20 protein-coding genes and 1 tRNA gene are annotated in these 23,283 nt (G+C 60.4%); 9 read left to right on the top strand and 12 right to left on the bottom strand.

The genetic code is table 11. The features are described from left to right. Positions 1-77: 77 nt before the first annotated feature. The 4 genes from GH656_RS00210 (at position 78) to GH656_RS00195 (ending at position 4,161) form a co-directional block, all read left to right on the top strand. Positions 78-659 (top strand): HdeD family acid-resistance protein, encoded by a 582-nt coding sequence (locus GH656_RS00210; RefSeq protein WP_217352207.1) that lies wholly within the window; start codon positions 78-80, stop codon positions 657-659. A 288-nt stretch (positions 660-947) separates the two neighbouring features. Continuing rightward, on the top strand, positions 948-2,093 hold the full coding sequence (gene metX / locus GH656_RS00205; protein WP_153074043.1) for a homoserine O-succinyltransferase MetX: 1,146 nt from the start codon (positions 948-950) through the stop codon (positions 2,091-2,093). After that, positions 2,090-2,719, top strand: coding sequence for a methionine biosynthesis protein MetW (gene metW, locus GH656_RS00200; RefSeq protein ID WP_153074042.1), 630 nt, complete (start codon positions 2,090-2,092; stop codon positions 2,717-2,719). The genes metX and metW overlap by 4 nt, the downstream gene beginning before the upstream one ends. A 32-nt stretch (positions 2,720-2,751) precedes the next feature. Beyond that, positions 2,752-4,161 (top strand): AmpG family muropeptide MFS transporter, encoded by a 1,410-nt coding sequence (locus tag GH656_RS00195; RefSeq protein WP_153074041.1) that lies wholly within the window; start codon positions 2,752-2,754, stop codon positions 4,159-4,161. Positions 4,162-4,252: 91 nt separating this feature from the next. On the opposite strand, the gene GH656_RS00190 is transcribed toward GH656_RS00195, so the two are convergent. The 4 genes from GH656_RS00190 to gatC form a co-directional block, all read right to left on the bottom strand. Then, positions 4,253-5,032 carry an exodeoxyribonuclease III gene (locus GH656_RS00190; RefSeq protein WP_153074040.1) on the bottom strand — a complete coding sequence of 260 codons (780 nt, stop codon included), beginning with the start codon at positions 5,030-5,032 and terminating at the stop codon, positions 4,253-4,255. 270 nt (positions 5,033-5,302) lie between these two features. Continuing rightward, the gene (gatB, locus tag GH656_RS00185) at positions 5,303-6,772 is read right to left on the bottom strand and encodes an Asp-tRNA(Asn)/Glu-tRNA(Gln) amidotransferase subunit GatB (protein WP_153074039.1); all 1,470 of its coding nucleotides are present in this window, start codon (positions 6,770-6,772) and stop codon (positions 5,303-5,305) included. Continuing rightward, complete coding sequence (gatA, locus tag GH656_RS00180; RefSeq protein WP_153074038.1) at positions 6,772-8,304, bottom strand: Asp-tRNA(Asn)/Glu-tRNA(Gln) amidotransferase subunit GatA; 1,533 nt, start codon at positions 8,302-8,304, stop codon at positions 6,772-6,774. Before gatA ends, gatB begins: the two co-directional genes overlap by 1 nt. Before the next feature lie 175 nt (positions 8,305-8,479). Then, entirely contained in the window at positions 8,480-8,779 is a 300-nt protein-coding gene (gatC, locus tag GH656_RS00175; RefSeq protein ID WP_153074037.1) for an Asp-tRNA(Asn)/Glu-tRNA(Gln) amidotransferase subunit GatC, read from the bottom strand. A 543-nt stretch (positions 8,780-9,322) separates the two neighbouring features. Here gatC and GH656_RS00170 point away from each other — a divergent pair. The 5 genes from GH656_RS00170 to rodA all read left to right on the top strand — a co-directional run bounded on the left by GH656_RS00170 (position 9,323) and on the right by rodA (position 15,723). Next, complete coding sequence (locus GH656_RS00170) at positions 9,323-10,366, top strand: rod shape-determining protein (RefSeq protein ID WP_004189550.1); 1,044 nt, start codon at positions 9,323-9,325, stop codon at positions 10,364-10,366. A gap of 118 nt (positions 10,367-10,484) precedes the next feature. Beyond that, complete coding sequence (gene mreC, locus GH656_RS00165) at positions 10,485-11,666, top strand: rod shape-determining protein MreC (protein ID WP_153074036.1); 1,182 nt, start codon at positions 10,485-10,487, stop codon at positions 11,664-11,666. Further along, a complete protein-coding gene (gene mreD, locus GH656_RS00160) occupies positions 11,663-12,175 on the top strand; it encodes a rod shape-determining protein MreD (protein WP_153074035.1) in 513 nt (170 codons plus the stop codon). Before mreC ends, mreD begins: the two co-directional genes overlap by 4 nt. A 119-nt stretch (positions 12,176-12,294) precedes the next feature. Continuing rightward, entirely contained in the window at positions 12,295-14,565 is a 2,271-nt protein-coding gene (mrdA, locus tag GH656_RS00155; RefSeq protein WP_153074034.1) for a penicillin-binding protein 2, read from the top strand. Between the two features lie 9 nt (positions 14,566-14,574). Continuing rightward, entirely contained in the window at positions 14,575-15,723 is a 1,149-nt protein-coding gene (rodA, locus tag GH656_RS00150) for a rod shape-determining protein RodA (protein WP_153074033.1), read from the top strand. A gap of 23 nt (positions 15,724-15,746) precedes the next feature. Here the strand turns inward: rodA and queD are convergent, their stop codons facing one another. The 8 genes from queD to rsmB form a co-directional block, all read right to left on the bottom strand. Then, positions 15,747-16,202 carry a 6-carboxytetrahydropterin synthase QueD gene (gene queD, locus GH656_RS00145; RefSeq protein WP_153074032.1) on the bottom strand — a complete coding sequence of 152 codons (456 nt, stop codon included), beginning with the start codon at positions 16,200-16,202 and terminating at the stop codon, positions 15,747-15,749. Positions 16,203-16,208: 6 nt separating this feature from the next. Beyond that, positions 16,209-16,841, bottom strand: a complete 633-nt coding sequence (queE, locus tag GH656_RS00140) for a 7-carboxy-7-deazaguanine synthase (protein WP_153074031.1) — start codon at positions 16,839-16,841, stop codon at positions 16,209-16,211. Positions 16,842-16,911: 70 nt separating this feature from the next. Then, positions 16,912-17,643 carry a 7-cyano-7-deazaguanine synthase QueC gene (gene queC / locus GH656_RS00135; protein WP_153074030.1) on the bottom strand — a complete coding sequence of 244 codons (732 nt, stop codon included), beginning with the start codon at positions 17,641-17,643 and terminating at the stop codon, positions 16,912-16,914. A 267-nt stretch (positions 17,644-17,910) separates the two neighbouring features. Continuing rightward, positions 17,911-17,986 (bottom strand) — tRNA-Phe (locus GH656_RS00130). Positions 17,987-18,092: 106 nt separating this feature from the next. Then, positions 18,093-18,818, bottom strand: a complete 726-nt coding sequence (gene esaR, locus GH656_RS00125) for a response regulator transcription factor EsaR (RefSeq protein WP_153074029.1) — start codon at positions 18,816-18,818, stop codon at positions 18,093-18,095. Continuing rightward, positions 18,819-21,227 carry a sensor histidine kinase gene (locus GH656_RS00120; RefSeq protein ID WP_153074028.1) on the bottom strand — a complete coding sequence of 803 codons (2,409 nt, stop codon included), beginning with the start codon at positions 21,225-21,227 and terminating at the stop codon, positions 18,819-18,821. Then, a complete protein-coding gene (locus tag GH656_RS00115; protein ID WP_153074027.1) occupies positions 21,217-21,804 on the bottom strand; it encodes a DUF4390 domain-containing protein in 588 nt (195 codons plus the stop codon). The genes GH656_RS00120 and GH656_RS00115 overlap by 11 nt, the downstream gene beginning before the upstream one ends. Further along, complete coding sequence (gene rsmB / locus GH656_RS00110) at positions 21,801-23,234, bottom strand: 16S rRNA (cytosine(967)-C(5))-methyltransferase RsmB (protein ID WP_153074026.1); 1,434 nt, start codon at positions 23,232-23,234, stop codon at positions 21,801-21,803. Before rsmB ends, GH656_RS00115 begins: the two co-directional genes overlap by 4 nt. Positions 23,235-23,283: the final 49 nt, after the last annotated feature.

The raw sequence follows: 23,283 nt of genomic DNA, 5'->3' as shown, positions 1-23,283 counted from the left end.
GGCGCGGTACATCAGGTGAGGTACCGCGCCACCGCCATTTCAAAGCGTTGTTCTTGTTCATCAGGAGTTGCCACGTCATGAATCGTCCTATGTTGTCGTCCTTTCCCCCCAGTCTGAATGCGCTCACGGCGCATTGGGGCTGGCTTGCGGTTCGCGGTCTTGCCGCTATCGTGTTTGGCGTGCTCGCGTTCACCTGGCCGGGCCTCACGCTCGCTACGCTGGCGCTGTTCTGGGGGGCTTACGCGATCATTGATGGGGCGTTCGCCCTGATCTACGGGGTGCGCGGTAGCGGCGGCACACGGCGCTGGACCTATGCCGTGGTTGGCGTGCTGGGCGTGCTGGCGGGGCTGATCGCGCTCTTCTGGCCCGGTGAGACCGCGTTGATCCTCGTGATGATTATTGGCGCGTGGGCACTGGCCATTGGCGTGTTCGAAATCGTGTACGCGATTCAGTATCGGCGGGCCAATGCGCATCCGTGGGTGATCGGTCTGTCGGGGCTGTTGTCGGCAGTGGTGGGCTTTTTCATCCTGATGTACCCAGGCGCAGGCGCGTTGTCGCTGATCTGGCTGATCGGCGCCTATGCGATTTTTTATGGCGTGCTGCTGATCTTCGCCGCAGTGCAACTGCGCCGTTTCCGCCATCGCGCGGCACTCAACTAAACCCCATCTGGTGTGGCATCTCACTAGCGTCACCGCTAGCGATGCCGCACCGCAGGCTTGTCTCGATTTTTGACTTTCCGCTATACTCGCCACCTGTTTTGCCCTGCGCAGCGGGAATCCTCGCTGTTGCTGACGCGCCGATTTGCTGACTCGATTGCGGGCGCGCGAACCTGCCTGGATTGCTCCCGGGTTCACTAGAAATGCGGCTAAAGAGGTTGTCAGCCGCGCAGCTTTTCCCTCCCGCGCTTAGCCGACGCCATTTAGCCGCCCTGTCTGAAGGCGGAATGAATGGAATCAGTCGGTATCGTCACCCCCCAGAAAATGCATTTCCCCGAGCCGCTGCCGCTGCAAAACGGCAGCGCGCTCGCGGGCTATGACCTGATGGTCGAAACCTATGGCACGTTGAATGCCGCGCGCAGCAATGCGGTGCTGGTGTGTCACGCGCTCAATGCGTCGCATCACGTGGCCGGGGTGTATGCCAGCGAGCCCAAAGAGGTGGGCTGGTGGGACAACATGGTGGGCCCGGGTAAGCCACTTGATACCAACCGCTTCTTCGTCATTGGCGTGAATAACCTTGGGTCGTGTTTCGGTTCAACGGGCCCGATGAGCGCGAATCCTGCTACTGGCCGGCCGTATGGCGCGAGCTTTCCGGTGGTGACGGTGGAAGATTGGGTCAATGCCCAGGCGCGCGTCGCGGATGCGTTCGGTATCGAATGCTTTGCAGCAGTAATGGGCGGCAGCCTCGGCGGCATGCAGGCGCTAGCGTGGAGCCTGATGTATCCAGCGCGCGTGGCGCATTGCATCGTGGTGGCATCGACGCCCAAACTATCCGCGCAAAACATCGCGTTTAACGAAGTGGCGCGCTCGGCGATTCTGTCCGATCCAGATTTTCATGGTGGCGATTACTACGCCCATGGCGTCAAGCCCAAACGCGGGCTGCGCGTGGCGCGGATGATTGGCCACATCACGTATCTGTCCGATGACGATATGGCCGAAAAATTCGGCCGTGCGTTGCGGCGCGCCGAAGGTGCGGTGGACGATTACAACTTCAATTTCGATGTCGAATTCGAAGTGGAATCGTATCTGCGCTACCAGGGCGATAAATTTGCTGATTACTTCGACGCCAATACCTATTTGCTGATTACCCGCGCGCTTGATTACTTCGATCCGGCGAAGGCCTTTGCCGGTGATCTGACGGCGGCGCTGGCGCATACCACGGCGAAGTATCTGGTGGCCAGCTTCTCGACCGACTGGCGTTTTGCGCCCACCCGCTCACGCGAGCTGGCGAAGTCGCTGCTGCATCACAAGCGTCAGGTGACGTATGCCGAAATCGACGCACCGCACGGGCACGACGCCTTTTTGCTCGACGATCCGCGCTATCACAACCTGATGCGCGCCTATTACGAACGCATTGCGCGAGAGGTCAACGTATGAACCAGCACGCACTCGATTTTCTGGCCAGCCGCCCTGACTTTCGCGCCATTGCCCGCTGGGTGGAGCCGCGCGCGACGGTGCTGGATTTAGGTTGTGGCGATGGCTCGCTGCTCTCGCTGCTCACTGAAGAGCTGGATGTGACGGGCTATGGCATCGAGATCAACGATGCTGGCGTGCTGGCTTCGACGCACAACGGCGTGAATGTGATTCAGCAAAATCTTGAAGATGGCTTGCGGCTGTTCGAAGACGCCAGCTTCGATTTCGCCATCCTGTCGCAGACGCTGCAAACCATCCACCAAACCGCTGCGATCTTGCGCGAGACGGTGCGGGTGGGCAAAGAATGCATCGTGTCGTTTCCGAACTTCGGCTATTGGGCGCACCGTTTGTCGGTGCTGCGAGGCCGCATGCCGGTGTCGCAGTCGCTGCCCTACCAGTGGCACAACACGCCAAACGTGCGGGTGCTGACCATCCGTGATTTCGAAGCGTTAGCGCCAGAAGTGGGCATCGAAATTCTCGACCGGGTGGCGCTACACGATGGTCAGGCAGTGCGCTGGGGTGAGAACTGGCGTGGTAGCCTCGCCGTTTATCGCGTCAGGAAAAGCTCATCTAGCCGCTCATCCAACTGAGCACCCAGCCAGCGCTAACCCGATCTGCCCGTATGACATCTCCTTTGCACGAAAGCCCCGCCTTAAGCGCGCATGAAGCCCACACCGGTTGGCGCGCATTCCTGAATAAAAACATGCTGATCTGCGTGTTCCTCGGCTTCACCTCGGGGTTGCCGTTGTTCACGCTGGTGTATCTGGTGCAGGCATGGCTGCGCTCCGAAGGCGTCAATCTGAAAGAGATTGGCCTCTTCGCGCTGATCCAGTTTCCGTACACCTGGAAGTTTCTCTGGGCACCGCTGATGGATCGCTACGTGCCGCGTTTTCCTGGCTGGCGGCCAGGGCGGCGGCGTGGCTGGATGCTGGCGACGCAAATTCTGGTGGCGGGTGCGATTGCCTCGCTGGGGTTTGTCTCGCCGCGAGACTCGATCTGGACCGTGGCGGCGCTGACCGCGCTAGTGGCGTTTTTTGGCGCGAGCCAGGACGTGGTGATCGACGCCTACCGGCGCGAGTTGCTGACCGATACCCAGCAGGGGCTGGGCAACGCCGTTCACGTTAATGCGTACAAAGTCGCCGCGCTCGTGCCGGGGTCGCTCGCGCTGATCTTGTCGGACCATCTGCCGTGGTCCACGGTGTTTGTTGTGACCGCGTTGTTCATGCTGCCCGGCATGGTGTTGACGCTGGTGGTGCGTGAGCCAGAGGTGCATGGCGTGCCGCCAAAAAACCTGCGTGAAGCAATCGTGCTGCCGTTTAAAGAATTCATTCAGCGTGATGGCTGGCGCGGTGCGTTGTTTGTGCTGGGTTTTATCTTTTTGTACAAGTTAGGCGACACCATGGCGACGACGCTTTCTACGTCGTTCTTTCTGGATATCGGCTTTTCGCGCACGCAGATTGGCGTGATTGCGAAAACCACGGCGTTTGGCGCGAGCCTCGCGGGCGGGATTATCGGTGGCATCTGGATGATGCGTATCGGCATTGGCCGTGGGCTGTGGATTTTCGGTGCGCTGCAGATGGTGTCGACGCTGGGTTTCGCGTGGCTGGCGCATCTGGGGCCCGCCTCGCCAGGGCTGGCTGCGCTCTACGACGTCGCGGTGATGTCGAGCGAAGCGTTGACGCGTTTGCTGGCGCTGGTGGGGGTTCACTGGACGGTGCAGTTTGATCCACGCTCGCTGGCACTGGCGCTGGTGTATGGCTTCGAAACTTTCACCACCGGGCTGACCATGGCCGCGTTCGTGGCGTATATCGCCAGCACCACCGATCCGCGTTATACCGCGACACAATTCGCGTTGTTCACCAGCCTGGCTTCGGTGCCCCGCACCCTGGCGTCAGCGGCGAGCGGTTATGTGGTGGCGCAGATTGGCTGGTTCGATTACTTCATCGCCTGTACCGCGCTGGCGCTTCCCGGCATGGTGCTGCTGTTCTGGATTGCCCCCTGGAAAACCACGCTGGCCTCGGGGCGCAGTTAGTAGCCAGGTTTTCGAGTCACATCAGTACAACGGGCGGCGCGGCGCGTCGCGGTGCGGAGTGCGCTACCCGCCATTCGCCGCCCGCGCCGCGCTAGCGGGTGATGGCAAAGTCGTAATCCACGGTCAGCGGCGCATGGTCGCTGAACTTGATCTCGCGGAACACCTCAGTGGCTTTGGCTGTGCTGGCGATGCCCTGAGTAGCGATCTGATAGTCGATGCGCCAGCCCACATTTTTTGCATATGCCTGGCCCCGGTTGCTCCACCAGGTGTATTGCTCGGGCCGCTGGTCCAGGGTGCGGAACACATCCACATAGCCGACTTCATCAAACAGTGTTGTCAGCCATGCTCGTTCTTCGGGCAGGCAGCCAGAGTTCTTCTGATTGCTTTTCCAGTTCTTGATGTCGATTTCCTTGTGCACGATGTTGACGTCGCCGCACAACACCACTTCGCGCTCGCGGCTGAGTTCCGCGAGATGCGGCATGAATTCCGCCATGAAGCGGTATTTCGCCTGCTGCCGCAGGTCCCCGCTTGAACCCGACGGCACGTACACCGACACCACCGACAGCTTGCCGAAGCGCACTTCGACGTAACGTCCTTCGGCGTCGAACTCTGCGCTGCCGAAGCCGATGATGACTTCATCCGGTTCGTGACGGGTATAGACCCCCGCACCGCTATAGCCCTTTTTGACTGCGTGCTGAAAGTAGCCCGTGAAGCCATGCGGAGCCAGAAACTCAGGGGTCATGTCGTCTTGCGCGCATTTGATTTCCTGGACGCATACGATGTCGGCGTTTTGCGCGCCAAACCATTCGAAGAAGCCTTTTTTAGCCGCAGAGCGGATGCCGTTCAGATTGGCGGTGATGACGCGCAGCATGTCTTTGCCTTATTGCAGAGGAGAGTGTCGGGTTCAGCGGGCAGACCGGTGAGCCGTATCACGGTTGGATGTCTGTGAGCGCATTGCAGAGGCGGGGCGCTTATTCGCCGCTGAGGCGTGTTGATGCATGGTAGTTGCGTGGGCGCTGTGGCCGGTGCAGGCACCGTATTGCGCCGAGGCGCGGCAGCTGCGCGTGGTGCGCTGCTGCCGCTGTGAGGCCATTTGCCGCCTGATGCATCGCACCCCGCACCCCGCCAAAGAATCAAAAAATCAGGCCAGCTTCTTCTTGAGCAGATCGTTGACTTGCTGCGGATTGGCCCGGCCTTTGGTGGCTTTCATGGCTTGGCCGATCAGCGCGTTAAAGGCTTTTTCCTTGCCCGCGCGGAATTCTTCGACCGATTTTTGATTGGCCGCGAGCACCTCGTCGATGATCGCTTCCAGCGCCCCGGTGTCTGAAATCTGCTTCAGGCCCTGGGCTTCGATGATGCGGTCGGCGGCGGTGTCGTCAGTGGCTTTCTCTTCCCAGATCGTGAGGAAAATATCCTTGGCGATCTTGTGCGAGATAGTGCCGTCCGCCACGCGTTGCAGCAGCAGCGCCAGTTGTACTGCGCTGACTGGGCTGTGGGCGATATCCAGCGCATCGCGGTGCAGTTGCGATGACACTTCGCCTGCGACCCAGTTCGCCGCAGCCTTGGCTTGCGCCGCGCCGGCTTTGAGCACCACCGCTTCGTAATACGCCGCCAGCGCTTTGCTGGAAGTCAGCACGCCCGCATCGTAGGGCGTGAGGCCATATTGCGTGACGAAGCGCGCCTGGATCGCGGCAGGCAATTCGGGCATGGCGTCTTGCACTCGCGCGATCCATGCCGCGTCGATCATCAGCGGCATCAGGTCAGGGTCGGGGAAATAGCGGTAATCGTGCGCGTCTTCCTTGCTGCGCATCGAGCGGGTTTCACGTTTGTCCGGGTCATACAGACGCGTTTCCTGCACCACGGTGCCGCCGTCTTCGATCAGTTCGATTTGACGTCGCACTTCGTACTGGATGGCTTCTTCAAGAAACCTGAATGAATTGAGGTTTTTGATTTCCGCACGTGTGCCGAATTCGGCTTGCCCGACGGGGCGCACTGAAACATTGGCATCACAGCGAAACGAGCCTTCCTGCATGTTGCCGTCGCAGATGCCCAGCCACACCACCAGGACGTGCAGCGCTTTGGCGTAAGCCACGGCTTCGGCCGCGCTGCGCATTTCGGGCTCGGTGACGATTTCCAGCAGTGGCGTGCCCGCGCGGTTCAGGTCGATGCCGGTCATGCCCGCGAAATCTTCGTGCAGCGATTTACCCGCATCTTCTTCAAGGTGGGCGCGAGTCAGGTTGATGGTTTTTTCGTAGGCAGCGCTACCGGTTTTGTCGTTGGCGGGCACTTGAATCGTCACCTGGCCGCCTTGCACTACCGGAATTTCAAACTGGCTGATTTGATAGCCCTTCGGCAGATCGGGATAAAAGTAATTCTTGCGCGCGAAAATGCTGCGCGGTGCGACCGTCGCCCCCGTGGCGAGGCCAAAGCGGATTGCCCGCTCTACCGCGCCGCGATTCATCACTGGCAGGGTGCCGGGCAAGGCCAGATCCACCGGGCAGGCCTGGGTGTTGGGTTGCGCGCCGAACTGTGTCGCCGCGCCCGAGAAAATCTTCGAAACCGTCGAGAGTTGCGCGTGGGTTTCAAGACCAATGACGACTTCCCATTGCATTATTTTTTCTCCTGCGATGCCGTGGCCGATGGCATTTGACGATGCCAATCCGTGCTGCGCTGGAACGCATCCGCCACCTGAAGCATCCGTGCTTCGCTGAAATAGTTGCCAATGATTTGCAAGCCAACTGGCCGCTGGGCATTCGCGCCGCTACCGAAGCCGCATGGCACGCTCATGCCGGGCAGGCCAGCCAGGCTGACTGACAGTGTGTAGATATCGGCCAGATACATCTGCACCGGGTCATCGCCTTTAGCGCCCAGATCCCACGCGACGGATGGCGCGACCGGGCCCATGATGACGTCGCACTGGGCGAAGGCCTGCTGAAAATCCTGGGCGATGATGCGGCGAATTTTTTGCGCCTGAAGGTAATACGCGTCGTAGTAGCCGTGCGACAGCACATAGGCCCCTACCAGAATGCGGCGTTTGACCTCAGCGCCGAAGCCTTCGGCGCGCGACTTCTGATACATGTCGGTGAGATCGGTGTACTGCGCGGCGCGATGGCCATAGCGCACGCCGTCGAAGCGCGAGAGATTGGACGAGGCTTCGGCGGGGGCGATCACGTAATAGACCGGAATCGACAGCTCGGTTTTGGGCAACGAGACGTCGACGAGCGTCGCGCCGAGCGCTTCGTATTGCTTGAGCGCGGCATTGATGGCGCTGCGCACTTCGTCGCTGAGGCCCGCGCCGAAATATTCTCGCGGCAGGCCGATGCGCAGGCCTGCCAGCGGCTTGCTGGCATCGCTTGACTGGCTGGTGTTGGCGGAAGAAGGCGTGGACCAGGCTTGGCCGAGATAGCGCGCGTAATTTTCGTCGGCGCGGGTGAGGCTGGTTGAATCGCGCTCATCGAATCCGGCCATGGCATTGAGCAGTAGCGCGCAATCGGCGGCGCTTTGCGCCATGGGGCCGCCCTGGTCGAGCGACGAGGCGAACGCGATCATGCCGTAACGCGAGACGCGTCCATAGGTGGGCTTGATGCCGGTAATGCCGGAAAACGACGCGGGCTGGCGAATCGAGCCGCCAGTATCCGTGCCGGTGGCGGCGGGTGCCAGGCGCGCGGCCACAGCAGCGGCCGACCCGCCCGATGACCCGCCAGGCACGGCGGCCTGATCCCACGGGTTACGCACTGGGCCGAAAAACGAATTTTCGTTGGACGAGCCCATTGCAAATTCGTCCATGTTGGTCTTGCCGACGCACACCATGCCCGCGCGCTGCAGCCGCTCAACCACGGTGGCATCGAACGGGCTGGTGTAGCCTGCGAGCATTTTCGAGCCCGCCGTGGCGTGCCAGCCGCGCGTGACGAAGACGTCTTTGTGGGCGATCGGGATGCCGGTCAGCGGGCCAGCGCTGCCATCGGCCAGTTGCGCGTCGGCGGCTTTGGCCTGGGCGAGCGTGAGGCTGGCGTCAACCTGAATAAACGCATTCAGATGAGTGGCCGCGTTGATCCGCTGGAGGTAATGCTGCGCGAGTTCGACGGCGGAACATTCCTTGGCCGCGAGAGCGGCACGCAGCTCGGTCAGGTTTTTTTCGTGCATGGTGCGTGGTTCCTGAAGAGCGCGGCAGCGTCAAGGCGCTGCCGTGAAAAGGGGTAATGGGCGCGAAGGCTGGCGCTGTCAAGGCTGTTGGTGCTGGCGGCGTGGCGGTGCATATCGGGTGCCGCCCGTGTAGCAAAACACCGCGTTGGGCCGCCCGGTGCGGGCGCTGACTGGCTTACTCGATCACCCGGGGCACGAGGTACAGGCCATCTTCGACAGCGGGTGCGGGCTGTTGAAGCGCGGCGCGGTCGACGGCTTCCGTGACGGCGTCGTCGCGCAAACGCAAGGCGACGTCCTCGATTTGTTCAATTGGATGGGCCAGCGGCGCGATGCCTGCGGTGTCGACAGCCTGCATCTGTTCGACGAGGCCAAAGAAAGCATTGAGCTGGTCGAGCATCGGGCCAGCTTCGGCATCCGGGAGCTCAAGCCGCGCGAGATGCGCGATGCGTTCCACATCGGTTAGGGTCAAAGACATGCGGTCACCGGAAAAGTGTCTGGCGGCTGCTGGCGGAAAACTGGCCATTGGCTGCGCGTTGGGTGAGGGGTGCGGACCCTTGGAAAAGGGGCCAGCGAAGGCGAAAAGTGCCGCCCGTTTCCTTTAAATGAGGCGAAATTATAAGGTATCATTACGCGTTCGACCCAAAACCCGGACCGGCTTATCAGGGCTTTTCTGAACCATTTCGCTGCAAATCGTTCAGAGTCTGCTACGCAGGCAGTATTCGAAGCTCGAAGCATTTGCAATTTGTATTCGATATTCAATGCGGTCAATGCGGTACTGGCAGCCTGAATGCAGCACAGTGTCTGGCTGGTATGAAGCTGGCACAGCGTGCTGGCCCGACAGCATAGGCGTTGTTCTGGCCCCCGGTAGATTCCCTCGCGGCTTCAAGTTTTCTGTGGCGTTATTTTCTGCTCGTGCCTGGCACGAGTCTGATTTGAGCCCGGCTGAGGCCGTTACTTTTTCCGCTGCCTCCCGGCGCATTGATTGCGTCGCCCGGCCCCAAGCGAGACAGGATTTTGAATGTTCGGTTTTTTGCGCAGCTACTTCTCCAACGATCTGGCGATTGACCTTGGCACCGCCAACACGCTGATTTACATGCGTGGCAAGGGCATCGTTCTTGACGAACCGTCAGTCGTATCCATCCGCCAGGAAGGCGGTCCGAATGGCAAGAAAACCATTCAGGCAGTCGGCAAGGAAGCCAAGCAGATGCTTGGCAAGGTGCCCGGCAATATCGAGGCGATCAGGCCAATGAAAGACGGCGTGATCGCCGATTTCACGGTCACTGAGCAGATGATCAAGCAGTTCATCAAGACCGCTCACGAATCCCGCATGTTTTCCCCGTCACCGCGCATCATTATCTGCGTGCCGTGTGGCTCAACCCAGGTTGAGCGGCGCGCGATCAAGGAAGCTGCGCACGGTGCTGGTGCTTCCCAGGTGTATCTGATCGAAGAGCCAATGGCTGCGGCCATCGGCGCGGGCCTGCCCGTATCTGAAGCCACGGGTTCGATGGTGGTGGATATCGGCGGCGGCACGACCGAAGTCGGCGTGATTTCGCTCGGCGGCATTGTGTACAAAGGTTCGGTCCGGGTTGGCGGCGACAAGTTTGACGAAGCCATCGTCAATTACATCCGCCGCAATTACGGCATGCTGATCGGCGAACAAACCGCCGAAGCAATCAAGAAAGAAATCGGCTCCGCCTTCCCGGGTTCTGAAGTCAAAGAAATGGAAGTCAAGGGCCGTAACCTGTCGGAAGGCATTCCGCGCAGCTTCACCATCTCCAGCAACGAAATCCTCGAAGCACTGACCGATCCGCTAAACCAGATCGTTTCGTCAGTAAAAATCGCACTTGAACAAACCCCGCCAGAGCTCGGCGCGGACATCGCTGAGCGCGGCATGATGCTGACAGGCGGTGGTGCGTTGCTCCGTGATCTCGACCGCCTGCTTGCCGAAGAAACCGGTTTGCCGGTGCTAGTCGCCGAAGATCCTTTGACATGCGTGGTGCGGGGCTCCGGAATGGCGCTCGAACGTATGGACAAGCTCGGCAGCATCTTCTCTTACGAGTAAAGAGAACCTTTCTTTATGCCAGCGTCGCGGACCTACCGGCTGATTCCCACAGCCGCCGCGCGCTGAATGCGGTTTTCGCACCGCATTCCCCCAACCGCTCACGCCCCCGGCGCAGACCATGGATTACAGTCCGCCGCCTCTGTTCAAACAAGGTCCGTCCGCGCTGGCGCGGCTGATCTTTTTTGTGCTGCTTGCGCTTGCTCTGCTGGTATCTGACGCGCGTTTCAAGACGCTTGAAATCGCTCGCGGCATTCTCGGTGCGAGTCTTTATCCGTTGCAGCGCGCGGCGCTAGTGCCGCGCGACATGTTCATGGGCGCGGCTGATCTGGCTGTGACCAGCGCCACGCTGCGTCATGAGAACGAAAAACTCCGCGCACAAAATCTGCAATTGGCCCAGCAAGCGCACGAGGCGACCCAGGTCGGCGCGGAAAACACCCATTTGCGCAGCTTGCTGCAACTGTCCCAGCGCACCACGACGCAAGCGATTCCCGCAGAAATCCAGTACGACACGCGCGATCCATTCACACAAAAGGTGGTGATCGGCCGGGGCACGCAGCAAGGCATCCGGGAAGGCTCGCCGGTGGTGAGTGAGGATGGTGTGATCGGTCAGGTGACGCGGGTCTTTCCGCTTCAGGCTGAGGTGACGTTGCTGACTGACAAAGACCAGGCCGTGCCTGTGCAGATCGTGCGCACGGGGCTGCGTAGCGTGATTTACGGCACGCCGAAGGGCGATTCGCTTGATTTACGTTTTGTGCCGATCAGCGCTGATGTGCTGGCGGGTGATGAGCTGGTGACGAGTGGTCTGGATGGAATTTATCCACCGGGGCTGCCGGTGGCCAAAGTGATCCGGGTCGATAAGCAAGCGGATACCGCGTTTGCCCGGGTGGTCTGCATGCCGGTGGCACCCGTGCGTGGCGCGCGTCAGTTGCTGGTGCTGCACTACCAGAATGACGTGCCGCCGCGTCCGGAAGTACCTGATGCCATGGCCGCCGAAAAAGACGCAAAAAACAAACGCAACGTCAAAACACCAGACAAAGCAGCGCTCGCCGCTGCCCAGCCGATCAGCAAGGCGGCAAAAGCGCTAGCTGGCAAGCAGCCAGCGGATAAAGCGCCTGCCGCTGACAAGGCATTAGCTCCAGCTCCAGCCCTAACCCCAACTAAAAAACCGCCGCAAGCGGTACCCGCTCCGGGCAGCACCGCCGCTGCGGCGGCTACCCGCGCCAGCTCAGGGCATCCATCAGGGCATCCATCGGTGCCGCCCGCGACCAATCCGCAACCGTCGCCGGGAGCGGCACCATGAATCGTCCGCAATACATCCTGCAACCAGTTAATCCTTATTTCATTGCCTTCAGTCTGGCGGCTGCATTCCTGCTGAACCTGATGCCATGGGGCCGCCTCGTGGGGGTGCCGGATTTTGTCGCGCTGGTGTTGCTGTTCTGGAACGTGCATCAGCCGCGCAAGGTCGGCATGGGGCTCGCGTTCCTGCTTGGGCTGTTGATGGATGTGCATAACGCCAGCTTGCTTGGCGAACACGCGCTGGCTTATACGCTGCTGTCTTACGGCGCGATCATGATTCACCGCCGGGTGCTGTGGATTCCGTTGCCACTGCAAATCTTCGCCGTCATGCCATTGCTGGTGATCGCCCAGATCGTGCCATTTGTGATTCGCCTGCTGACGGGCGCGGCATTTCCTGGCTGGGGTTATCTGATTGATGGCTTTGTCGAGGCGGCGTTATGGCCGCTCGCCAGTTTGTTGCTGCTGATGCCGCAGCGCCGTCCGGCCGATCCGGACGACACCCGTCCCATCTAGCCTTTGAGCACCGGAAATTCCATTGAAAGCGTCTTCGTTGCCCCGGGCCGCTCAGTCTGGCCGCCATCGCGCGACGCCTGGCTGGGAACTGAAACCCGCACTGTTTTTCATTTGCCCGCATGACTGAGTTCAAGGACACCCAGCAACAACTGTCGAAGTTTCGCCTGAGGGTGGCGGCGGCGGGCGTGTTCGTGTTCATCTGCTTTGGGCTGATTGCCTTTCGCTTTTTTTATCTGCAGGTCTGGCACTACAGCAAGTACGCGTTACAGGCCAACGAAAACCGCATTTCGGTTGCGCCGATTGTGCCCAATCGCGGCATCATCGTCGATCGCAACGGGGTGGTGCTGGCAAAAAATTATTCGGCTTATACGCTCGAAATCACCCCATCAAAACTCAACGATTCGCTGGAAAGCACCATCGACCAGCTAGCGACGGTGATCTCAATTGACGCCCGAGACCGGCGTCGCTTCAAAAAGCTGCAGGAAGATTCGAAAAACTTCGAGAGCCTGCCAATCCGTACCCGGCTGACTGATGAAGAAGTGGCTCGCTTCACGGCGCAGCGGTTTCGTTTTCCTGGCGTCGAAGTGCGGGCGCGGCTATTCCGCCAGTACCCGCTGGGCACCACGGCGGCGCACGTGATTGGCTACATCGGCCGGATCTCGCAGCGTGACCAGCAGCGTATCGACGATGCCAGCGATCAGAACGACCTCGATTCGGAGCATTTTGATCCCCGGCTCGATGCGAACAATTACAAAGGCACCGATTACATCGGCAAGGTTGGCGTTGAGCAGAGCTACGAAACTGAGCTGCACGGGCAGACTGGTTTCGAAGAAGTGGAAGTGACTGCGGGCGGGCGGCCAGTTCGCACGCTGTCGCGGACGCAGGCGACGCCGGGCAACAACCTCGTGCTGTCGCTCGATATTGGTTTGCAGCAGGTAGCGGAGCAGGCTTTTGCTGGGCGGCGCGGTGCGCTGGTCGCCATTGAGCCGGCTACGGGAGATGTGCTCGCGTTTGTTTCCGCGCCGAGTTTTGATCCGAATTCGTTTGTGGATGGCATCGACCAGCAGACATGGGATGAACTGAACAACTCGCCGGATCATCCGCTGCTCAACCGGCCATTGCATGGCACATATCCCCCGGGTTCGACCTACAAGCCGTTCATGGCGCTGGCGGCATTGCGGCTGCACAAGCGCACGCCTGGTTGGGGCTTCCAGGACCCGGGCTCGTACACGCTGGGCGGTCATACGTTCCGCAACGACGTGCCGCAGGGGCAGGGCTGGATTGACATGAACCGCGCGATCATGGTCTCCAACGACACGTATTTCTACATGCTGGCGCACGACCTTGGCGTGAACGCGATGGCGGCTTTTATGAAGCCATGGGGTTTTGGTCAACTGACCGGAATTGATATCGCGGGTGAGGCGCGCGGCATCCTGCCTTCGACCGAATGGAAGCGCAAGGCTTACCGCAAGCCAGAACAGCAGCGCTGGTACGAAGGCGAAACGATTAGCCTTGGCATCGGCCAGGGCTACAACTCTTTCACGATCCTGCAACTGGCTCACGCCACCGCGACGCTCGCCAATGACGGCGTGCTGATGAAGCCGCATCTGGTGAAAGAGGTGGAAAACCCGCTGACACGCGGCACCCATCTGACCGTGCCAAAAGAAAGCGGCCGGATCGACGTGACGCAAGCCGATATTGATGTGGTGAAGCGCGGCATGGAAAACGTGAACATGAATCCGTCTGGCACGGGTTACAAGGTGTTCGCCAACGCGCCGTATACCTCCGCCGGAAAGACCGGCACGGCACAGGTGTATTCGCTGCAGGGCGGCAAGTATCTTAGCCATGCGATTGCCGAACGCTTGCGTGACCACGCGTTGTTTATCGCTTTTGCACCAGTCGAACATCCCACGATCGCCGTCGCGCTGATTGTCGAAAACGGCGGCTGGGGCGCGCAGGCAGCGGGCCCTATCGCGCGCCGGGTGCTGGATTTTTATCTGGTTGAGCGCTTGAAGCCGGGTGCGGAAGCCGCGGCCGTGGCTGCCGCTGCGTCCGCTACCGAGGCGGTATCGGTGCCGGTGACGGGCAATGTGCCCGAAGCCACTGGTCTGCCGACCCCCGTTGCGGCTGGTTTCAAGGCGCTGCCGTTGCCTCAGCCTGGCGTGGGTCGCGCCGTGGGCGGGGGGGCTCCTACGGCAGCGGCATCGGCTGCATCGACATCGGCAGCTCCGGTTTCTGCTTCCTTGCCGTCACAGGATGCACCGGCCACGGCCGGGGGAGCGGCGGCACCAGCAAGAATCCTGGTTCCGCGTAAATCCGGCCTTCATAAACCACGCGTGGCCGGCACGCCGGCCTCTGCTGTGGCAGTCAACGGCTCGGCTGCCGAATAAGGAAAACCCATGCACTTTGACAAGCGTGCCTGGTTCGTCCGCATTAAGCGAATGTTCGCAGGCTTCGATGGTCCGCTCGCGCTGATCGTGTTTTTGCTGCTGTCGGCTGGCATCGTCACGCTGTATAGCGCCAGCCTGGACGTGCCGGGCCGGGTCGAAGACCAGTTGCGCAACATCATGCTGACCTTCGTGTTGATGTGGGCGCTGGCCAATGTGCCGTCCACCACGCTGATGCGTTTCGCGGTCCCGCTTTATACCTTTGGCATTGCGTTGCTGGTGGCGGTGGCGTTGTTCGGTCTGACGCGCAAAGGGGCCAAACGCTGGATCAATGTCGGCGTTGTGATTCAGCCTTCCGAGATCATGAAGATCGCCACGCCGCTGATGCTGGCGTGGTATTACCAACGCCGCGAAGGCGTGATGCGCTGGTACGACTATCTGATGGGCATTGTGATTCTTGGCTTGCCGGTTGGCTTGATCGCCAAGCAGCCTGACTTGGGCACGTCGGTGCTGGTGTTTGCCGCTGGTTTTTTCGTGATTTATTTCGCTGGGCTGAGTTTCCGGCTGATCGTACCGGTGCTGGTCGCCGGGGTGCTGGCGGTGGGTTCAGTCGCGGTGTTTCAGGATCGGATCTGCCAGCCGGATGTGACCTGGCCGATGTTGCATGACTACCAGAAGCACCGTGTTTGCACACTGCTTGATCCGACTTCGGATCCGCTTGGAAAAGGCTTTCATACGATTCAGGCAGTGATTGCCATTGGCTCGGGCGGCACCATCGGCAAGGGCTGGCTGAAGGGGACGCAGGCCCACCTCGAATTTATTCCCGAGAAACATACCGACTTTATTTTTGCGGTGTACGCCGAGGAGTTCGGGCTGGTAGGCGGGGTCGTGCTGCTGGTGCTGTATATGGCGCTGATTGCGCGCGGGCTGTACATCGCGGCGAACGGCGCGACACTTTTCGGACGCTTGCTGGCGGGTTCGCTCACGATGGCGTTCTTCACCTATGCGTTCGTCAATATCGGCATGGTGAGCGGGATTTTGCCAGTGGTTGGCGTGCCGTTACCGTTTATGAGTTATGGCGGCACCGCATTGACCACGTTGGGCGTGGCGGCGGGGCTCATCATGAATGTCGCGCGGCAAAAGCGCTTGATGCAGAGCTAATGCCTGGGGGTGCGACGCGGGTTTTAGCTCTGTGGGTCGCGCACGATGTCGGCCCAGCAATTGGGCGTTTCGTACAGACGTAGATGCTGCAGGCGCAGATTGACGCCATAGTGCGCGTCATACACCTTCGCCAGAATGTCGAACGCGACTATCGCCAGATTTTCGACCGTCGGAATGCAGTCGAGCACCACGGTTTTGTGACCGGGCATCGAGTCCAGAAAGCCGCGCACTTGCGTATCGCCTGCATAGACTAGAAATGCGTGATCCCAGAGGTCTACCAGATGCGTGTTGGCGAGTGCTTTGACGTCAGCAAAATCCATCACCATGCCGCGATCAGGCGCGCCTTCGGTTTCGACCAGATCACCTTGCAGGGTGACTTCGAGCACGTAACGATGGCCGTGCAGGTTGCAGCACTGGCTACGGTGATCAGGAATGCGATGGCCTGCGTCGAACTCGAGTTTTCGGGTAATGGTTAGCACGATCAATCAGGGAATGTTCAGATACTTGTGGGTTTGCATCGACAGCCGCCATTGTGGGTGGCGTTTGCACCAGTCGATGGCGAGCTTGGTGTTGATGTCGCGTGAGGGGCCGTCCATGGGCTGGACGAGGTAATACTCAAAATCGAGCTGGGCGTAATCGGCCAGGCGCTGGTTATCTTGCGGAATTACCACCTTCAGCTCGTTGCCACGCGTGACCACCAGTGGCGCATCGGCCTTGGGGCTGACGCAGATCCAATCGATGGTATTGGGCACGGGCAGTGAGCCGTTGGTTTCGATAGCGATTTCAAACTGTGCGGCGTGCAAGGCGTCGATCAGAGCGGCATCGAGCTGCAGCATCGGCTCGCCGCCGGTACACACAACAAAGCGTTGACCTTCACCCGGGGGCCAAAGTCCTGCGATTTGGGCGACGAGTTCATCCGGGCTGCGATATTTGCCGCCATTTTCACCATCGGTGCCGACGAAGTCGGTATCGCAAAAGCGGCAGACTGCTTGCTCGCGGTCTTCCTCACGCCCTGACCATAAATTGCAGCCTGCGAACCGGCAAAACACCGCCGGACGTCCGGCGTTCGCGCCTTCGCCCTGCAAGGTGTAGAAAACTTCTTTGACGGCGTAAGTCATGCTGCGGTTACCCAATACTTCGTGAAAGTGTGTGCGTCTGGAGCGATGGTTTGGCGGGGTTCACTGGGCTTTAAGCCGGCTCGGTGACCTGGCCGCCACTCAGATAGGCGTCGTAGCCGCGCTGGCGTAACTGGCAGGCAGGGCATGCGCCACAACCGTAGCCCCATGCGTGCAACTCTGTGCGCTCGCCGGTATAGCAGGTGTGCGTTTCGACGCGAATCAGTTCAACCAGCGCGTCGCCGCCTAGTTCGTGGGCGAGCCGCCAGGTGTCCGCCTTGTCGAGCCACATCAGTGGCGTGCTTAGTACAAAGCGGCGATCCATGCCGAGGTTCAGCGCGACTTGCAGCGCTTTCATGGTGTCGTCGCGGCAGTCGGGGTAACCAGAGAAATCGGTTTCGCACATGCCGCCGACCAGCACCTGCAAGCCACGGCGGTAAGCCACGGCGGCGGCGATGGTCATGAACATCAGGTTACGGCCAGGCACGAAGGTGTTCGGCAAGCCACTGGCGGTTGCTTCGATCTGGATCGCGCGGGTCATCGCGGTGTCGCTGATGGCACCGAGCACAGACAGGTCGATCATGTGATCGGCACCGAGGCGCGGGGCCCAGGCCGGGAATGCACGGGGGATCGCGTGGCGGAGCGTGTCACGGCAAGCAAGTTCGACGCGGTGCCGCTGGCCGTAATCGAAACCGAGCGTTTCGACGGTTTCATAGCGGTCAAGCGCCCAGGCAAGGCAGGTTGCTGAATCCTGGCCGCCAGAAAAGAGCACCAGAGCGCTATTTTTCGCGTCTTTGCGAGTCACCAAAAACTCCGTGGATGAGGCGTTATGCGCACTGCTGAGGGAAATGAAATACCCGGTGAGGGCGGTTCAGTGAGCTGAGCCCCAAGTGCTGTAGTGCTGTAAATGAAACAGGACTTGCTTGAAGAGCCAAGCAAGTCCTTGAGTTCGCGGGATTTTATCACGCGCTCCGGAAGCGCGTTGCCGCGCGGGGTACCGGGCGCGGCAAGAAAGTATTTCCCGAAAAAGGAAAAGCCCCAGGATTCTGGCGAATTTCCTGGGGCTGAATCTTGGTGGCCTGGGTCGGAATCGAACCAACGACACGCGGATTTTCAATCCGCTGCTCTACCAACTGAGCTACCGGGCCAATGAAGAAGCGAGAGTATATCAAAGCACTTTGCGGCGCTCAAGCTCTCTTTGAAAATTTATCGGCGGGCTTCAGGCCAGGTTTCGGACCAGGCTATTCGGCCAGGTTATTCGCTCTTGGCCGCATCAACATTTTTAACGGGCCTGCTGATCGCTAGATTGACTCCGAGCTGTTTGAGCTTGCGATACAAGTGGGTGCGTTCGAGTCCGGTTTTTTCCGCCACGCGCGTCATGCTGCCGTTTTCACGGGCGAGGTGGTATTCGAAATAGGCTCGTTCAAATGCGTCGCGTGCATCGCGTAGCGGGATATCGAATGGAATCGCGGTGGTCTGGTCTGGGCTGATTCGTCCTGGCGCGCCATCGGTGCTGACCAGTTGCGGCAGTACCGCCGCGGATGGGACCAGCGCGGGATTGACCGGCGGCGGTGCCGGTGCCGGGGCTTCTGGTTCAGGTATCGGCGCAGGAGCACCCTGGCGGTTCAGGCCGAGTTCGACGGCCTTCAGCAGCTTTTGCAGCGCGATGGGTTTTTCGAGGAAGTTGAGCGCGCCAATACGGGTTGCTTCAACGGCAGTGTCGATGGTCGCGTGACCAGACATCATGATGACCGGCATCGTCAGCAGCCCTTGTGCCGCCCACTCCTTGAGCAGCGTGACGCCATCGGTATCGGGCATCCAGATGTCCAGCAGCACCAGATCCGGTTCCTGGCGTACGCGGAAGTTACGCGCTTCCTGTGCGTTTTCTGCGGCTTCTACGACGTGTCCTTCGTCGCTGAGAATCTCCGAGAGCAATTCCCGGATGCCCATTTCATCGTCTACCACCAGGATGGTTGCCATTTATGCTGCCCTTGTTTTCACGGTCGCTTTTACTGTTGCGACACTGTCGTGTTGCGACTGCGGTCCGCTGCCTGGAGGGGGCGGATCGTTTGCCAGTTGAAGAAAAAGAATAGAAATCTGCGCGCCTTCAATTACATCGCCCGCTTTAAGCCGGTTACGAATGTCGATGCGCGCCCCGTGCTCATCGACAATTTTTTTAACCATCGCCAGCCCAAGCCCGGTGCCTTTGGCCTTGGTGGTGACATAAGGCTCAAAGGCGCGCGTCAGAATTCGTGCAGAAAAACCGGGGCCATTGTCGGAAACAGTCAGGCGGACTGCTACGCGGACTTTGCCCGCAGCATCAGGGTCGCCGTATTCTACTGTCCTTGTTTCGAGATGCACGCGCGGGTGTTCGACCTCGGCCACTGCGTCTTGCGCGTTTTGCAGCAGGTTGTGAATGACCTGGCGCAATTGCGTAGCGTCACCGCAAATGACGGGTAACTCGGCCAGTTCTACCACAATCGGGCTTTTTCCTTCCTCGATGCCATAGAGCGTCAATACTTCGCTCACCAGATCGTTTAGTTGAAGGTTGGCCAGCACGGCGGGCGGCGTGCGGGCGTAATCACGGAAATTGTCCACCATCTGCTTCATCGCCGCGACCTGATTGACGATGGTCGTCGCGCCACGTTTGAGCACATCGGCGTCGGCAGGGGCGAGTTTGTCGGAGAGCTTCATCTGCAGGCGTTCAGCCGAAAGCTGGATGGGCGTCAGCGGATTTTTAATCTCGTGGGCCAGGCGCCGCGCGACTTCGCCCCATGCAATCGAGCGCTGGGCTGAGATCACGTCAGAGATATCGTCGAACACAATCACGTAGCCGGAGGTCTGGGCGTCTTTCGCATCGCGCTCAGTGGCCGAGAGCAGGCGCGCGCCGCGGACCAGTAGCGTCAGCGGTTCAGGCTCGCCGCTGACTTGCACCGAGAACTGCTGCTGCCAATGGCCCATATCGTCGTGACCGTCGCCGCTGGCGGCTTCGCGGTCGGCGAAAGCCTTGCGCACCATGGCACCAAATTCATTGAGCACGCTGATGCGGTCGAGCGCCGAACCAAGCTGAGACTGAAACGGTTGGCGGAAAATGCGCTCCGCGCCACGATTGGCCGTGGTCAGGCGGAATTGCCGGTCGAACACGAAGACACCGGCGGTCAGGTTCGCCAGAATGCTTTCCAGATAGGTCTTGGAGTGTTCGAGCGCAATCCGGTTGTTTTCGACGCTCGCGCGTGCTTCGGATAACTGCCGTGTCATGGCGTTGAAGGACTGCGTGAGAAAGCCGAGTTCGTCACGCGATTTGATTTCGCGCTTGGGGGTGTAGTCGCCTTCGGTAATTTCCTTGGTGCCCTGCGCCAGCAGAAAGAGCGGCCGCGCCAACTGGTTGCCCAGCGCCATCGCCAGCATCATGGCGATAAAGGTGGCGAGAAACAGCGCTAGTGTCAGCGTGCCGATATACATCTTGCGCAGGCCGGTGCGGCCCAGCGACTTTTCCTGGTACTCCCGATAGGCGTGCTGCACGGCGTCGGCGTTGCGCGCGAGCGTGGGCGACACGGGCTGGGTGAGTTGCAAAAAGCGTTCGGTGGGCTGTAGCAGGGCGGAGTTGGCGTCCGGGATGCGTTGTACGACTCGCAGCCGTAGTGCGCCTTTGGCTCCGTGCGCGTGAGGGTCGCCGCCCAGTTCGCCTTCGATCGCGGCAAAGCCGTCACCACGGGCCTGGTTAATCATCACAGGCGTGGGCAAGTCGCTGGGCAGGAGTGTCGCGTAATTGCCCGAGACCTGTGCGACGACGTGCATTTCGGGCGTTGGGCCAGACATGCTGCGAGTGGGCTCGACGATGGTGGCGTCCTGCACGCCAAACTGGTCGCGCAGGCGCAGCAGCGTGAGCGTCGTGCCCGCCGAGCTGGCGCTGGCGAGCTGTTCCGCCATCAGGCGGCCTTTGGTCTGCAGATCGGAGAGCGAGGCATCGAGCATGCCGCGGCCCAGATTCAGACCGGAGGTCAGCGCGGTTTCGACATTCACATCGAACCAGGATTCGATGCTGCGCGACACGAACTGATACGACACGACGTAAATAATGCCCCCGGGCACCACGCCCACGAGCGCAAAGAAAAAGGCCAGTTTAGCGAGCAGCCGGGTGCCGAATTTCCCCTTGCGCAGGCGTGACAGGATGATCGTGACGAGCACCGTGACGATCAGCAGGAAGATCACGGCCACGGCCAGATTGGCCGCGTATAGCCACTGATAATAGCGGTCGAAGAATTCGGTGTTGGCGCTGGCGGCTGCCAGCAGCACCAGCAGCAACACGGCCGTGACCGCAACCGTCGAGACCAGCAGGCGTACGACGAAGCTGCGGGCGTTGGTGGCGCGGCGCACTTTATTTAGCACGTTCAGTTGCGATGAAAGTGAAGCGCTTCCAGTCGGAAGCGAGGTTCCAGTCGCGGTTGTTGACCGCATCTATCTGGAATGGCTTGGGCATCAGCGCGATGTCGAGCTGCATGCGCACCGATGCGGTGTAGGTTTCGTCGGTGTGAACTTGATTGCGGTCGATCACATGCCATGAGGTGACGTGGCGAATCACGGCGAGCGCGTCTTTCAGCGTGCTGAAGCCCAGTTGCAGGCCGCCGCTGGAGACGCGATATTCGCGCGTGAGTGGCTGGAACGACAGGCGGATGCTTTGCGATACGCTGACCGGCTGTTCGTCGAACCAGTACCAGCGCGGACGGCGGAGTTCGAAGTCGGTCGTGAAGTAAAGCGGAATGCCTTTGTTGACCACCTCTTCGAGGCTGCTGTTCAGTTCGAAATCGAAGCGCGCATCAAGACTCCAGCCGCTGCCATCCGCTTGCAGCGAAGCGCGTTGCACGCCGATGGCATCAGCGTGGGCGAGTCTTGCTCCGAAGCAAAGCGCTAGCGTGATGCACAGCAGAGCCGCAAGCCGAAGCGGGAAAAAGCGTTTGATAGTCACCGTTTCTGAAAACGTGCGTAGAAAAATCCGTCGTGATCGGGGAGCGGGCTGGAGCCCTGTCTCGTATCGAAGGCTGCTGCCTGAGCAAGCGTGCCGGGTGTGCCTGCCGTAGCGGGAAGAAGCTGCCCGGGGGCGTCCAATCGTACCGCATCCTTCCAGGTGCCTTCAAACCACTGCGCTTGTTGTTCGCCTTCTTCGGGGAACACCGAGCAAGTGACGTAAAGCAGTTCCCCGCCCGGTTTAACGAGTGGCCAAAGCGCGCCGAGGATGCGCCGCTGTTCGGCGACCAGCGCTGGAATATCAGACATGCGCCGCAACCAGCGGATATCTGGATGACGCCGGACGATGCCCGATGCTGAGCACGGCACGTCAGCGAGAATCCGGTCGAATAGCGGCTCATCGGCGTTGCGCCATTGAGACGGCGCGCCTGCATCGCCGATGCGGATTTCAGCGCTAAGCCCTAGCCGCTGCAAGTTTTCATTGATGCGCCGGGCCCTGGAGGCGTCGCTTTCTAGTGCGATGAGGTTGATATCAGCGAGCTCCAGCAGATGGCCGGTTTTGCCGCCGGGTGCGGCGCAGGCATCGAGCACGCGCATCCCATCTTGCACCTTGAGCCATTGCGCGGCTAGCTGAGCGCCCGCATCCTGCACCGAGACCACGCCCTGGTTGAAACCCGGGATGCGCTCGACCGGCATTGGCGTATCCAGCCGCACGGCATATTCGCCCGCACGCGTGGCACCGATCTGGGTTTCTTGCAGACGCAGCAGGTAAGCCTCGACGGTAGCGTGACGCGGATTGACTCGTAGCGTCAGGGGGCCTTGCTGGTTGCCCGCCGTCAACAAGTTTTGCCAGTTCGCGGGCCATGCCTGCTGGAGCGCCTTGATCCACCAGACAGGGTAATTCCAGCATGCGACCAGGTCCGCTTGGGCCGCTTCAGTGAGGGTTGTGCGCTCGCGTAAAAAATGACGCAGAACTGCATTGACCAGGCCTTTGGCAAAAGCGAATTCACGTCGCGCGCTAATCGCATTGACCGCTTGATCGACCACGGTGAACGGTGCGTAGGCGGCGTTTTGAGCCTCATCGAGCAGCAAGGCCAGCGCGCAGGCCAGCACATTGGCGACGTGCGGCGGCGGGGCCTTGCGAACTTGCCTGGCGATAAGCCAGTCAGCGGTCCCGAGACGCCGCATGGTGCGGTACGCGATATCCTGGGTGGCACCGCGCGATGCCGCTGCAGCACCTTCTGGCGCTGAGACGAACACGGATTGCAACGCGGCGGGCAGCGCTGAACCGAGCCGGACGGCACCGATTGCCTGAGCGGCGCAATCGAGTGCAAAACCGAGCGATTCAGGCGCGAGATGCAGCGTTGACAGACGGGATTCGCGCAAGCGCGGTGACGGAGAATTCGGTCGCTGAGAGGGCTTGGCGGTCATGAAAGAAGGCGGGGGCTGGCCGAACGGGACGCGCGGCACAAACGGCGCA

It is taken from the genome of Paraburkholderia bonniea (assembly GCF_009455625.1).
Taxonomy (GTDB): domain Bacteria; phylum Pseudomonadota; class Gammaproteobacteria; order Burkholderiales; family Burkholderiaceae; genus Paraburkholderia; species Paraburkholderia bonniea.
This window is presented reverse-complemented; position numbering and strand designations above follow the sequence as displayed.